Below are 13,237 nucleotides of genomic sequence, written 5' to 3'. Positions count from 1 at the left end.
ATGAATGGAACATTACAGGAACAAAGAGAGGATCGCAAGCGCTCTAGATTAACGTTTGCATACCGCCGGTTAGAGCGGTGCGCATTCCCGCTCCAGCCACGCAAGGTCTTCGCCATCCAGCTGCGGGGCAAGCAAAGCGTGCACTTGATCGTGATAGCCGTCGACCCAGGCAATCTCACTTTGTGTCAGCAGCGCCTTGTCGATCAGCTTGCGATCCAGCGGCACGAAAGTAAGCGTTTCAAACCCCAGATAGGTGCCCTCCGCCTGCTCAATCTGGCGTTCCTCGACCAGCACCAGGTTCTCGATCCGAATGCCAAAGGCGTCGGGCTTGTAATAGCCCGGCTCGTTGGAGAGGAACATGCCGGCATGCAGTTCGTGCCCTGTCCCAGCCTGCCCGCCCGACGGCTTCGCAATGCGCTGAGGCCCTTCGTGCACGGCGAGGAAGCTGCCGACACCATGGCCGGTGCCGTGGGCGTAATCGACGCCTGCCTCCCACAGATATTGCCGCGCGAGCGCATCCAATTGCCCGCCACTGGTGCCCTGTGGGAATACAGCTTTAGCGATCTGGATATGCCCTTTAAGAACGCGTGTGTTGCGGTCGCGCATTTCCTGGCTTGGTTCTGCGCTGCCATCGGCTGTTCCGATCCACACCGTGCGGGTGATATCGGTCGTGCCGTCGGAATATTGCCCGCCGGAATCGACCAGATAAATGCTGCCGGGCGGTATGGCGATATTGCTGTCTTCATCGACCTTGTAATGCGGCAGCGCGGCATGACCAGCGGCGGCTGAGATGGTGTCGAAGGAAAGATCGCGCAAACCCTCATGCTCGCGGCGAAATTCTTCCAGCTTCGCTGCCGCAGCCAGCTCGTCCACCTCGCCGCTTGGCGCGGTCACCTCCAGCCAGCGCAGGAAGCGGGCAACCGCCGCCCCGTCACGCGCCTGCGCGTCGCGGTGGCCCTGCTGCTCGACCGGGTTCTTGATCGCTTTGGCTAGGATCGTCGGGTCGGCTTTCAGCGCCACTTTCGCGCCTGCTTTGGTCAGGGTTTGGGCAATGGCCGCCACGCCGAAATTGGGATCAACGCTCACGCTCTTGCCGCCCATTTCATTCAGTGCCGCGCTGAATTCTTCGCGCGCGCGGATCGTGACCGCATTGCCCAGATGCTGAACCAGCTCCGGAGTGACTTTTTCAGGCGCAATAAACAACTCCGCGTGGCCATCAGCATGAGCGATCAGATAGGACAATGCCACCGGCGTATGGGTCACATCCTGTCCGCGAATATTGAGCAACCAAGCGATCGAATCGAGCGCCGATACCACCAGCGCATCATGGCCATTCTCTTTCAGCCAATCGGCGATTTGCGCGCGCTTTTCCGCCGAATTGGCGCCCGCATGGATATCCTCGTGAACAATCGCGGGGGCAAGCGAGGGTTCTGGCTGATCCTGCCACACGGCATCAATCGGATTGCTGCTGGTCGCGACGAGTTCCAGCCCGCTGTCTTTGAGCTGCGCGCCAGCCTGCTTCGCCCAGCCTGCCGTATGCAGCCATGCGTCATAGCCGATCTTCGCGCCCTGCTCAGCGTTACTGGCCAGCCATGCCGTGAAGTTGTCACCCGGAATGCTGCGATATTCGTAGAGCGCGCCGTCGACCTGATCGCGGACTTGCACCGTATAGCGCCCATCCACGAACATTGCGGCATGATCCAGAGTGACGACCGCAAAACCGGCCGATCCGCCAAACCCGGTGAGCCAGGCAAGCCTCTGAGCATAGTCGCCAACATATTCGCTCATATGCTCATCGGAAATGGGTACGACAAAGCCAGCGAGATCGCGGCGTTTCAACTCCTCACGCAGGGCGGACAGGCGGGCTTCATGGGTTTGCATCAGCATTTGGTCGTTTCCTAACGGGGCGTGCGCTTGCGACGCGCAATTGTTCGGCTATGACAATAGCATAGTTTGCAGCGCGCGGTGTTTAAAGCGCTGCGATAATTTGGCAAAGGATCGGCTAAACCCATGGCAAGCACTCGTATGCCCTCGCTTTCGAGCGTGTCAGCCTGCGAATTCACGCTAGCCATCGCGCTGGCCGCTCTGCCGCTCCAATCCGCCCAGGCAATGACTCAAGAGGACCAACCCAACGTGACCAGTGAAACGGGCCAGACGGCCCCTACCTCTCCGCCGATTGCGGAAAAGCGCGAACACACATTCACCCATCACGGGATCACGGTTTCTGATCCCTATCACTGGCTCAAAGATCAATCCTATCCGGTGATCGATGATGAAGATGTACTGGATTACGTGAAGGCCGAAAACGCCTGGTTTGAGGCGAATATGGGCTCGCAGGCGGGCCTGACCGAGGCGCTCTTCACCGAAATGCGCGCGCGCATCAAGGAAAACGATAGCACGGTTCCGCAAAAGGATGGTGATTACCTCTATTGGTCAGAGTTTGAAGAGGGCGCGCAATACCGCAAGCATTACCGCAAAGCGGTGGTTGATGGGGACGCAGCTGAGCCGCAGCTAATTCTGGACGAGAACGTGCTGGCCGAGGGGTTGGAATATTTCCGCCTTGGCGCGGCCTCGATCAGCCAGAATGGCCGATACTTGGCCTATTCCACCGACACCAGCGGAGCAGAACGCTACACCGGGCGGATCAAGGATTTGCGGACCGGCGAATTGCTAGATGACGAAATTCCCAACCTGCGCAGCGGCCTGACCTGGGTCGCGAATGACACTGCGCTGGTCTACGGCCCATCGAGCGAGAATTGGCGCACGCTCGAGGCGAAATTGCACGTCATCGGCACGCCATCGGAAGAGGACGTTGTGCTCTACAAGGAAGCCGATGAGAGCTTCTCTGTCGGCACCGGCCTGACCGCCCAGGAAGACTGGCTGGTGATTGCCAGCGGCGATAATGAAACCAGCGAAGTGCGCCTGGTACGTGCGGACAATCCGACCGGCGAGCAGATCCTCGTGAAAGCGCGGCAAAAGGGCGTCGAATATTCGGTCGATGTGCGCGATGGCGAATTGTTCATCTGGACCAATGATGAGCACATCAATTTCCGTCTGGCCAAGGCCAGCATTGATGCGCCGGGCAATTGGGAAACGGTGATTGCGGGCTCCAACAAGTTCTATCTCACCGATTTTGAGCTGTTTAAGGACTTCTTCGTGACAGAGGGGCGTTTGAACGGCCTCGATCAGATCCAGCTGCGGCAATATGACGCGCCGACGGTGGTCAAGCCAATCGCCTTTCCCGAGGCGAGCTATAACGCAGGTCTGTCCAACAATCCTGAATACGACGTGTCGACCCTGCGCCTGTCATACGAGAGCATGATCACACCGGATTCTGTCTATGACTATGACGTGGCGAGCGCTGACCTCACACTGTTGAAGCAGCAGGAAATCCCGAGCGGCTATGACGCCAGCCTTTACGCAACAGAGCGGCTGGAGGTTGAGGCCCGCGACGGCACGATGGTGCCGGTCAGCATCGTCTACCGCAAAGACCGCAAGGATCTGCTCTCTATGCAAGGCGTAGAAGGCCCCGGCCCGCTCCACCTCTATGCCTACGGTGCCTATGGCTATGCCGTGCCGCCGGGCTTTTCGACCACGCGCCTCAGCCTGGTTGATCGCGGCTTTGCCTATGCCATCGCCCATATCAGGGGCGGCGATGACCTGGGGCGGCGCTGGTACCTTCAGGGCAAACTGAATGAGCGCACCAACACCTTCAACGATTTCGTCGATGTGGGCCGCGGCCTGATTGCTCAGGGCTACACCGCAGAGGGTAAAGTTACCGCCAGCGGCGGCTCGGCAGGCGGCGAATTGATGGGCGCGATCATCAATCAAGACCCGGCGCAATATGGCGCCATCGTCAGCCACGTGCCGTTTGTCGATGTGCTGAACACCATGCTGGATGAGAGCCTGCCTTTGACCCCTGGCGAATGGCAGGAATGGGGCAATCCTATCGAGAGCAAGCAGGCCTTTGCCTATATCCTCAGCTACTCGCCCTATGATCAGGTGAAGGCTCAGGACTACCCGCCGATGCTGGTGACAGCGGGCCTCAATGATCCGCGCGTGACCTATTGGGAACCGGCCAAATGGGTCGCCAAGCTGCGCGACACGAAGACCGATGACAATATCCTGCTGATGAAGACCAATATGGGCGCGGGGCATGGCGGCCAATCGGGCCGGTGGAATTCCTTGCGCGAAACGGCCGAAGAATTCGCCTTCATCCTGTGGCAGATGGGGATGACGGAAGGAGAGTGAGCTTCGTGACGATCCGCAATATCGTGTTTGATGTCGGGAATGTGATCGTTCCGTGGGACCCGCTCGGTATTGAGCAGCGGGCGCTCGGATCGGAACGGGTTTGTTCGGATAGATATGTCTCGCCATTACGCGGCAACCCGCTTTGGCTTGCGATTAATCGCGGCGAGATAAGCCTAGCTGAGGCGAAGGATCGCTATGTCTGCGACTATGAATTCAGTCCGAGTGACATTGATAAACTCTACGATCAGTTGATGGCCAGTTTTCCGCTTAAGACCGACACCTTAGAATTAATGCATGATCTCCGTGCGGCGGGCTATCGCCTGTTTGCGATAACCGACAACGTCCATGAAATTGTGGCACACTTGAAGGAGACTCTCGAATTTTGGTCCTTGTTCGAAGTTGCGGCCGTCTCTGCCGAGTTGGGCATACTCAAGCCAGACCCACGGATCTATCGCTGGCTCCTCGATACGGCGGGAATTGATGCCGCTGAGAGTGTATTTCTTGATGACGTAAAAGCCAATGTCGATGGCGCCGAGGCGGTCGGCATGGAGGCAAGATTATTCTCTGATGCGGCGCAGGCTCGCCATGATTTGGGCACGCTCGGCGTTGGCGTGGCAGCAGCGTGAACCGTCCCTTTGCCCGTACCTTCACTGCTGAGCCGCAGCATATTGACGAGCTTGGCCATGTGAACAATTCGGTCTGGGTCCAGTGGATCCAGGACCTTGCGACCGCGCATTGGGAGGCGGCGGCTGATCCTGCGCATGTTGAGGCGTTCTTCTGGGTCGTGATCCGGCATGAGATCGATTATCGCGGCAATATCGCCAGCGGCGAGACGTGCGAGGGTACCACCTGGATCCCCGACCCTCCCAAGGGCGCAAAGTCAGACCGCCTTGTCGAGTTTCGCGATGCCAGCGGCCAAGTGATCGTCGCGGCCCGCACCACATGGGCGATGCTGGAACGCGCGAGCCAGCGCCTGGCCCGCGTGCGCCCCGAAGTCATTGCTCCATTTCAAATCAGTGAGAACTCATGACCAACCTGCTTTTTGAACCTTTGACGCTGCCGAATGGCACGATACTGACCAACCGCATTTGCAAGGCGGCGATGGAGGAGAACCTTGCGGTCCAGCCTGGCCAATTGCCGGGCGAGAAGCTGTTCAGCCTCTATCAGCAATGGGCGGATGGCGGCGCAGGTTTGATCCTGTCGGGCAATGTCATGGTTGATCCATCCGCGTTGACCGGGCCGGGCGGCGTTGTCCTGCAAAAGGGCACTGATCTTGCCCCGTTCAAACACTGGGCGACGCAGGCCAAATCAGGCGGTGGTCAATTCTGGCTGCAGATCAGTCATCCGGGCCGTCAGCTTTATAAGAACATGGGAGAAACCGCTGTCTCGCCATCGGGTGTGGAGCTTAACCTGGGCAAGTTCTCTTCTCTATTTGCGCCGGTTCGCGCGCTCGAAACGGATGAGATAGCTGCGATCATCACCCGCTTTGCTGACACAGCGGAGCTGGCTGAGGCGGCTGGCATTGATGGTGTTCAGATTCACGGTGCGCATGGTTATTTGGTCAGCCAGTTCCTCTCTCCGCTGACCAATCAGCGCAGCGATGAGTGGGGCGGCAGTCTGGAAAACCGCGCGCGCTTTCTGCTGGCAATCGTCGATGCTGTCCGCGCGCGGGTGAGCAAAGGCTTTGGCGTCGGAATTAAGCTCAATTCCGCTGATTTTCAGCGTGGCGGTTTTGAATTTGAAGATGCTCGCCAGGTGGTCCAATGGCTCAAAGGGCGCGGGATCGACTTTGTGGAGCTGTCCGGCGGATCCTATGAAAGCCCGGCGATGCAGGGCAATCCACAAGAGGAAGCGCCCAGCACTTCAACCGAGAAGCGCGAAGCCTATTTCGTCGATTTTGCCCGCGATATTGCCAAGGTCGCGGACATGCCGATCATGGTGACGGGCGGGATTACAAAGCTGGACGTGGCAGAGGCAGCGCTGACGCAGGACGAGAACGGCTTCGGTGTCGAGTTGCTCGGCATTGCCCGCGCGCTGGCTGCTGATCCAGCTTTGCCTAAACATTGGCAAACTAAACAGAATGCGGATGTGAAATTGCCAGAGGCCAATTGGTCGAACGATACGTTGAAAGCGCTGGCAACAATGGCCCTGACCAAGGCGCAATTGGAAAGTATGGCCAAGGGAAATCCGGCCGGGAATGGCGGTTGGCCTATTCGGGCATTGCTGGCCGATCAATGGCGCGCGGCGCAGCGGGCAAAGCGATATCGCGCTTGGCGAGCATCGACGGCTGCTGGTTAGGCGGCGGTTTTTTCTGCGCTTCTCTTGGGTGAGCCTGCAAACAGGGTCAGACGCTCATAATTCATGCGGTTGCGGCCAGCGGCCTTCGCTTCGTACAGCAGCATGTCGGCGCGGGCGTACATGTCATCAAAGGTCATCATAGTCGTGTCATGGCGCGGCAATTCGATCAGCCCCATGCTGGCGGTGACTGGCATATCCAGCCCCTCAACCTGATGCATAATTCGCACCGGGATCGCTTCACGAAAAGCCTCCGCGCGCTGGCGCGTGTTCTTGCCGCGTAGCAGGATCACAAATTCCTCGCCGCCCAGGCGCACCGCAATCGAGATCGCGGTTCTCGCCGCCGCGAATTGCATCCGCGCAGGCTGTTAGAGCAGCATCGCCAGCCTGGTGACCAAACCTGTCATTGACTAGTTTGAAGCGGTCGAGATCAAGCAAAGCGAATGTGTCAAACCCTTGCTCGCGCAGATCATCGAAGCGCGTTTCCACTGCGCGGCGATTGAGCAGGCCGGTGAGCGGATCATGTTCTGACAAATGTGTGAGCTCGCGCGCATCGCGCAGGGCCCGGTCACGCTCGCGGCGGATCTGTAGGAAACGGTCCGCCACACCCAAAGCTGTGCCAATGCCCTCTGACAGAATGCCGATATAGAAAATTGGCAGCGCGTCTTGTTGCACACCGAGTGGGAAGACATGGGTCACAATCTGGATGAAGGTCGCCAAGAACATGGGCGCCCAACCGAACACCTGGAACTTCACCGAACGACTGCCCCGGCGCCAGGCATCAACCAATGCCATGACCAGCACGATGATCGGTACGGCCATGCTGAATGAATGGAAATTACCACCAAGGGGGCGAAGCACATCCAAGGATGCCGCATGGATGATGCTGACCGCGACGGTCCAAACTGCTGCATAAGGAATGATGCGATGGAGCTTGGCCGAGATCTTGCCCGGTTCAATGAAACTGCGGGTGAACATCAGCGCGACCGCCACACCCAACCCCATGCTCATGATCAGGCCGATGCGCAAAACCTCGGCGCTCATGGGCATCAGCAGGCCAAACAGATTGGCCCGCGTCGCGATCATGATGGCAAACACAACTGAAAGAGCAATGTGCCAAGCGAGGAAGGACTGGCGCAGCACCATCAAAAATGCCCCGTCGAGCGCGATCGGGATCAGCAGCACGCCGATCAAGGCGGCCAATGCCAGCAAAGCAGCAACGTCGCCCTCACTGAGGCCAGGAGCTTCTTCGATCAGCTTGGCCCGGGTGAGGGTTGGGCCGTGACCATTGCCTGTGAAAGCGGCCAGCACTTGGCGCGGCGGCGCGGCGCTGCCCGGCAGGTCCGTGTAAATGTACGGAGAGCCGATCACGCTGTGCATATCGGCGAGCGTTTTCGTCTCATATGTCCAGCGACCGTTGACGTCTTGCACCGCCAGATCGAGCTGATCGAAATGGCCGAGCCGTGTGTAGAGCACTTTGGGTGCGGTCTCGCCCTCAGCGATATCGAACCGCAAAGTCCAATCCCCGCCAGCGGGCTCATTGGTTAAGGGTTTGCAATTCCAGTTCTGCTCGGTGTTGGCCGCCGCGTTAACTTTTGGAGTTTGACCCGATGCGTCCACCAACACACCTGAGACAATGCACGGCGCACGCGTTTCTGCCGCTGCAGCGGGCGACATGCCCAGTGCGGCCGTCAGCGCGAAAATCAGCGCCAGAAGAAGATCGTTAATACCCACCCGTGTCACGAGATGTTAACTACGGTAAAACTCCTTAGAGCAGGTTAAAATCTTGTAAGAAAATCCGACGTTTTTCGCGCTGTGACAAATGCTTCCAAGTATTCGCTCTGAGGCTCTTGGTCAGGCGATGCGGGTCGTGTGGCGCCGGTGAGCCGTGCGGCACCGCTGCAATGTTTGGCCTGTTGAAAAGTTATGGCAGCGATTGTCACTAATCCGTCGCATACCGGTCATAGAGGCGTCTCGAATCTGCAAAGGTTGGGGAATCCAATGACACGTAAAACTTCACTTATTGCACTCGCTGGCGCCATGGTGGTTTCCACCCCTGCCAGCGCTCAAGACGGCGGCGATCTGCGCGAAGAAATGGCGCAAATGCGCGCGCAAATGCGCGCGCAAATGGCCGCAATGGCGGCCAGAATTGATCAGCTCGAAGGTGAGCTGGAAGAGGTCGAAGCGGAGGCCGTGGCGGCGAAAGCCGAGGCTAAGTCCGCCGGAACGGCGATCGCGGCTGTTCAGGAAACTCAGCAAGAAGACGATGGAACCACCATTGCCTTTAAAGGGGCGCCAGAGATCAAAGGCAAAGGCGGTTGGAGCTTCAAGCCACGTGGTCGTTTGCAATATGATGCGGGCTTTGTGAACGCGCCGGACGGTGCCACCGGCAATGAAGGCTTTGGCAGCGAAGCGCGCCGAGCGCGTTTGGGTGTGTCGGGTTCAATTCCCGGAGGCTTTGGCTACAAAGTGGAGGTTGATTTTGCCGGAAGCGATCTAACCGTCACCGATGCGATTATCACGTATAAGGATGACGGCCTTAAGATCAGTGCTGGCCATTTTAACACCTTCCAAGGTTTGGAAGAACTCACCAGCAGCGTCCACACAACTTTTCTAGAACGTGCTGCCTTTACCGATGCGTTTGGTTTTGAGCGCCGCGTCGGGATTGGCGCGGAATACAACGCGGGTGATGTCTTGCTGCAAGGCGGGGTGTTCACTGACAATATGGATGATCTCTCCAATCAAAATTGGAGCGTGGATGGCCGGGCGGTGTTCATGCCCAAGGTCGGCGATACACAGCTGCACTTTGGCGGCTCGCTGCATTACAACAGTCTCGAAGACGGCAGCACGGTTCGTTATCGCCAACGGCCACTGGTCCACTTCACCTCTGACCGGTTCATAAGCACCGGTAATTTTGCGGCGGAAAGTGAGTTGGGCGTTGGGTTAGAGGCTGCGGTACTTGCTGGGCGTTTTCATGCACAGGCCGAAACTTTCTGGCAAACTGTCGACACCCCGCTGGCGGCCTCCGATCCGACATTTTTCGGCGGTTATGCGAGCGTTGGTTACTACCTGACCAAAGGGGATACACGCGGGTACAAGAGTGGGGTCTTTGGCCGCTCTAAGCCAGCGAATCCGGTTGGTGAAGGCGGCTTTGGATCGCTTCAGCTAAACCTCCGTTATGATTATTTGGACCTTAATGATGGGCCGATCCTGGGTGGTCAGCAAAACGGCTATTTCGTCTCATTGGCTTGGAAGCCAACCGATTACACCATGCTGCTCGCAAATTACGGTCGCCTGCAGTACAATGATGCGGTCTTGCCAACGGCCACGGGTGACACGTCTTACGGCGTGGATTCCTTTGGCATTCGCGCTCAGATCGACTTCTAATTACGCGGCGGCGGCATGGCGGGCTACGCTCTGCGTTTCGCCTGTTGCTGTCATAAGCATGTCACAAAGGCCGCATAGCGCGCCCATGAATTCTTCTATCAAGGACTATCCTGATGAAACTCACTAAAACAATTGCAATCTCTCTTATGGCTTCGGTCGCAGTCGCTGGTTGCAGCGAAGGCGCTGGTGGTGGCGGTGCCCGCGATTCGATCCGCGCTGTTGGCTCGTCGACGGTCTATCCATTTGCCAAGCAAGTGGCAGAGAGTTTCGCTCGCTCGAACCCTGACTACAAATCACCATTGATCGAATCCACCGGTTCTGGCGGCGGCATTAAGCTGTTCTGCGGCGGTGAAGGCGCCGACACACCCGACATGGTCAACGCATCACGCCGTATGAAGGTTAGTGAATTTGAGACCTGCGCATCAAACGGTGTTAATGACATCATCGAATTGCAAGTTGGCCTCGACGGGATTGCTTTTGCCGCTGCGCAAGACGGCATCACGCTGAACCTCACACCAAGGATCGTTTACGAAGCGCTGGCAAAAAGCCCATATGGCGGCGAGCAAACAGCCAAGACCTGGGCCGATGTTGATCCATCGCTGCCTGCTGAGCCGATCCTGGTTTACGGCCCGCCATCAACCTCTGGCACGCGCGACGCGCTGAAAGAATTGGTGCTTGAGGCTGGCTGTGACAGCAATCCAGAAATGGAAGCACTGAAAGCGGAAGATAAAGACAAACATCAGCAGGTTTGCACCGAAGTGCGCAGCGACGGTGCCTATGTTGACCAGAGCGAGCAGGACAATCTGATCGTTCAAAAGATCGAAAATGATCCCGGTGCGGTCGGCGTGTTCGGCTTCTCTTACCTCGAAGAGAACGCCGACAAGGTCAAAGGCCTGCCGATGAACGAAGTCGATCCGACATACGACAACATCGCCAGCTTTGCTTATCCTGGCGCGCGTCCGCTCTATGTCTATGTGAAGAAAAACCACATGAACGCGATCCCAGGCCTCGACCTATACCTGGCTGAATGGGTGAAGAACTGGAAGGCTGACGGCCCGCTCGCCAAGATCGGCCTGGTCGCATCGCCAGCCGACGTGATGGCGGCGAACGAAGCGCGGGTAACCGACCTTCTGACACTGACCAAGGCTGAGCTGGAAGCGCCAGCGGCTGAGTAATCAGCGACACAATATGCGCTTGGGGTGCGGTCTGGCTTGACGCCGGGCCGCGCCCTTTGCTTTTGGGGCTATGGAACGCCGACTAGATCGGCCGCAGCCGCCCTTTGTAATGGACCAGATCGCCGATCAGCGGCAGGGCCATTGCCACATCGAAAATGAAGTCTTCGCCATCCTGGGTCTCGCTGGCCTTTACGCGCGGCGCGAGCATCATCGGCATGGGAATGCCAAAGGCCGTCCAGCGCGTGATCTGCATTTCTAATCCTTGTTCGCTGACAGGCAGATCGAAGGTGAAACGCAATGGGCCAAAGCGTTCGGTCAAATGACCGTCCACCTCTGCCAGAACGCTGTGAAACCGGCGTCCGCTAAAATCGCGGATCCATTTTTCGCGGCCATGATCCTCGCGAAATTCAAGGTGCAGGTGATGTTCTCCCGCCTCTGGAAAGCGGATGAGGGCGGCAATCAGCCGGGCGAGAATGTTCGTCCCGCGAGTGACCGTGGCACTTCCCTGCGCACCGGCGTCTCCGCAGAGCATATGTAAGTCTCGCACGGCTTTGGGTAGGCGCTCGAAGCTATTGCCGAGCACTCTTTTGTAGAGCGGAATGTACGGGACCGCGCTAGCGCTCGTCTCCAGGTCAAGCTCGCTGAACAGCGGCTCAAACTGAGCAAGCGTCAGCTCTTCATGGGCCGCTCTTGCACCAGCGGTCACCTTTGCACCTGCCAATGCGTTGGCCAGCAATTGCGCGGCGAAGACCGGGATCTCCGGGCCGTTTCCATCCCTTGCTATGAGATGCCATGCGCGTTTCTCAAACCCGTCGGAGCTTTTCACGCACGCGCACACCGTCATAAAGCTGTTGCCGTTGGAAAATGGCTGGGTGAGTTTTTGCAGCGGCAGCAATAGCCTGCGCAATCCGACCAAAGAACGCAGCCAGCTCCAGCGCACCGTCCAACTGAGCAGCCACATGGCAACCACCTGAAAGCCGAACTCAGGCCCGGCGCTGAACCGTGTCGCCGGCTTTCCAGGCAGAGAGGCGGGGACGAGGTCAAGATCGGGCACATCCGCCAGAGCCACCAGCCGCGAGATACGCGTGCTGTCCTTAGTTTTCAGTCCTATTCGTTCCACCTGCTGCCAGCCATGCGAGGTTCCCCACCGCTGACCCTGCCAGATGCGCAGCTTCTGACCCACGTAAGACAGGATCGCCGATGCGACCGAAGTGCCTGCGCTGGCCTTGTCAGAGGCGCTGATCGCCATGTCGACCCGCGTCACGGCCTCGCAGTCTCGGGTTAGGCCGCGCAGCACCGCACCAGACAGCGCCGGGACGCTGGAGACCCCTGAAATCACCGCCACGCCCGCGTCGCGTGCTCGCGCATCCATCGCACTGATGCCGGTCACAAATGCGCGCGCATCAGCAAGGTCGAGATAATGCACTCCGAGTGCGCAGCAGGCCTCAGGCACCCTGTAATCGCTGTCTTGAAAGGGGCTGGCTGCATCGATGAGGAGAAAGGGGGTGTGAGCCTCCAAACATGGGGCAATGTCACCGCTGCGATCGAGCCGAATTCCTTTGGCGGACTGCAATGTGCTGGCCATTGCATCAGCTTTCTCGGCGCTTCTGCCAGCGATGATGAGGTGCCAACCGTCTGCGTCCAATCGCCGCGCAAGCCGGGCCCCGAACCCGCCATAGCCGCCGATTATCAGCGCTGTCTTCACAGCATGCGGTCCCGCAAATGCTCCGGCGGCAGCCAGCAGGTCTCTCGCTTGCCAAAGATCTTATAGCGGTTGCGGGCAATCAGGCGGTAGACTGGATCGCGCATCGCGCGCGGGAATATGCGCAGCACTTTTGCCGCCTTCCACGGCCAGCCAAGCCCTTCGTAAATGGCGATCACCGCATCGCTGTCGCGCCGGGCATGCGCGCCTTCAACCACGATGATTGTGTCGGGATCGCTGGGGTCAATGCCGAAACGCCTAAACAGATCGGCGCCAACATCACTTTGCATGGAGGCGAGGCGAAAATGAGCCGTGTGGTCAAATTTTAGAACGAACCGAGCATTCGCCGAACACAGCACGCATTCGGCATCGAACAGGATGATCGCGTGGTTCCGCTCGCCCGTCTGCATGGTCTCATCGGGCATTG

Annotated in this window: 11 protein-coding genes; 6 read left to right on the top strand and 5 right to left on the bottom strand. The window is 58.3% G+C overall.

The genetic code is table 11. From position 1 onward, the window contains the following. Positions 1-69: 69 nt before the first annotated feature. The gene (locus AC0V6Z_RS03225; RefSeq protein ID WP_472639961.1) at positions 70-1,887 is read right to left on the bottom strand and encodes an aminopeptidase P family protein; all 1,818 of its coding nucleotides are present in this window, start codon (positions 1,885-1,887) and stop codon (positions 70-72) included. A 222-nt stretch (positions 1,888-2,109) separates the two neighbouring features. Between AC0V6Z_RS03225 and AC0V6Z_RS03220 the strand changes: the two genes are divergently transcribed. The 4 genes from AC0V6Z_RS03220 to AC0V6Z_RS03205 are packed head-to-tail and all read left to right on the top strand — an operon-like array spanning position 2,110 to position 6,549. Beyond that, positions 2,110-4,251: a S9 family peptidase gene (locus tag AC0V6Z_RS03220; RefSeq protein WP_472640832.1), complete on the top strand. Its 2,142-nt coding sequence runs from the start codon at positions 2,110-2,112 to the stop codon at positions 4,249-4,251. Between the two features lie 5 nt (positions 4,252-4,256). After that, entirely contained in the window at positions 4,257-4,877 is a 621-nt protein-coding gene (locus tag AC0V6Z_RS03215) for an HAD family hydrolase (protein WP_472639960.1), read from the top strand. Then, entirely contained in the window at positions 4,874-5,281 is a 408-nt protein-coding gene (locus tag AC0V6Z_RS03210) for an acyl-CoA thioesterase (protein ID WP_472639959.1), read from the top strand. The genes AC0V6Z_RS03215 and AC0V6Z_RS03210 overlap by 4 nt, the downstream gene beginning before the upstream one ends. Beyond that, positions 5,278-6,549, top strand: a complete 1,272-nt coding sequence (locus AC0V6Z_RS03205) for an NADH:flavin oxidoreductase/NADH oxidase family protein (RefSeq protein ID WP_472639958.1) — start codon at positions 5,278-5,280, stop codon at positions 6,547-6,549. The genes AC0V6Z_RS03210 and AC0V6Z_RS03205 overlap by 4 nt, the downstream gene beginning before the upstream one ends. Here AC0V6Z_RS03205 and AC0V6Z_RS03200 read toward each other — a convergent pair. Continuing rightward, positions 6,546-6,902 carry a diguanylate cyclase gene (locus AC0V6Z_RS03200; RefSeq protein ID WP_472639957.1) on the bottom strand — a complete coding sequence of 119 codons (357 nt, stop codon included), beginning with the start codon at positions 6,900-6,902 and terminating at the stop codon, positions 6,546-6,548. The two genes, AC0V6Z_RS03205 and AC0V6Z_RS03200, sit on opposite strands and share 4 nt — an antisense overlap. Then, complete coding sequence (locus AC0V6Z_RS03195; RefSeq protein ID WP_472639956.1) at positions 6,787-8,280, bottom strand: sensor domain-containing diguanylate cyclase; 1,494 nt, start codon at positions 8,278-8,280, stop codon at positions 6,787-6,789. The genes AC0V6Z_RS03200 and AC0V6Z_RS03195 overlap by 116 nt, the downstream gene beginning before the upstream one ends. Before the next feature lie 267 nt (positions 8,281-8,547). Here AC0V6Z_RS03195 and AC0V6Z_RS03190 point away from each other — a divergent pair, with 267 nt between their 5' ends. After that, the gene (locus tag AC0V6Z_RS03190; RefSeq protein WP_472639955.1) at positions 8,548-9,933 is read left to right on the top strand and encodes an OprO/OprP family phosphate-selective porin; all 1,386 of its coding nucleotides are present in this window, start codon (positions 8,548-8,550) and stop codon (positions 9,931-9,933) included. A gap of 113 nt (positions 9,934-10,046) precedes the next feature. Then, positions 10,047-11,108, top strand: a complete 1,062-nt coding sequence (locus tag AC0V6Z_RS03185) for a substrate-binding domain-containing protein (protein ID WP_472639954.1) — start codon at positions 10,047-10,049, stop codon at positions 11,106-11,108. Positions 11,109-11,190: 82 nt separating this feature from the next. Here the strand turns inward: AC0V6Z_RS03185 and AC0V6Z_RS03180 are convergent, their stop codons facing one another. Both AC0V6Z_RS03180 and AC0V6Z_RS03175 read right to left on the bottom strand, forming a co-directional pair. Beyond that, positions 11,191-12,813 (bottom strand): saccharopine dehydrogenase family protein, encoded by a 1,623-nt coding sequence (locus AC0V6Z_RS03180; RefSeq protein ID WP_472639953.1) that lies wholly within the window; start codon positions 12,811-12,813, stop codon positions 11,191-11,193. Further along, entirely contained in the window at positions 12,810-13,235 is a 426-nt protein-coding gene (locus AC0V6Z_RS03175; RefSeq protein ID WP_472639952.1) for a thiol-disulfide oxidoreductase DCC family protein, read from the bottom strand. The genes AC0V6Z_RS03180 and AC0V6Z_RS03175 overlap by 4 nt, the downstream gene beginning before the upstream one ends. Between the last annotated feature and the right edge of the window lie 2 nt (positions 13,236-13,237).

The sequence above is a fragment of the Erythrobacter sp. SN6-5 genome (assembly GCF_057364945.1).
This window is presented reverse-complemented; position numbering and strand designations above follow the sequence as displayed.

Excerpts from the sequence above, each read along its gene's own strand:
- AC0V6Z_RS03205 (WP_472639958.1), top strand. The coding sequence starts at position 5,278 with ATGACCAACCTGCTTTTTGAACCTTTGACGCTGCCGAATGGCACGATA.
- AC0V6Z_RS03190 (WP_472639955.1), top strand. The coding sequence starts at position 8,548 with ATGACACGTAAAACTTCACTTATTGCACTCGCTGGCGCCATGGTGGTT.
- AC0V6Z_RS03225 (WP_472639961.1), bottom strand. The coding sequence starts at position 1,887 with ATGCTGATGCAAACCCATGAAGCCCGCCTGTCCGCCCTGCGTGAGGAG.
- AC0V6Z_RS03175 (WP_472639952.1), bottom strand. The coding sequence starts at position 13,235 with ATGCCCGATGAGACCATGCAGACGGGCGAGCGGAACCACGCGATCATC.
- AC0V6Z_RS03185 (WP_472639954.1), top strand. The coding sequence starts at position 10,047 with ATGAAACTCACTAAAACAATTGCAATCTCTCTTATGGCTTCGGTCGCA.
- AC0V6Z_RS03220 (WP_472640832.1), top strand. The coding sequence starts at position 2,110 with ATGACTCAAGAGGACCAACCCAACGTGACCAGTGAAACGGGCCAGACG.
- AC0V6Z_RS03200 (WP_472639957.1), bottom strand. The coding sequence starts at position 6,902 with ATGCAATTCGCGGCGGCGAGAACCGCGATCTCGATTGCGGTGCGCCTG.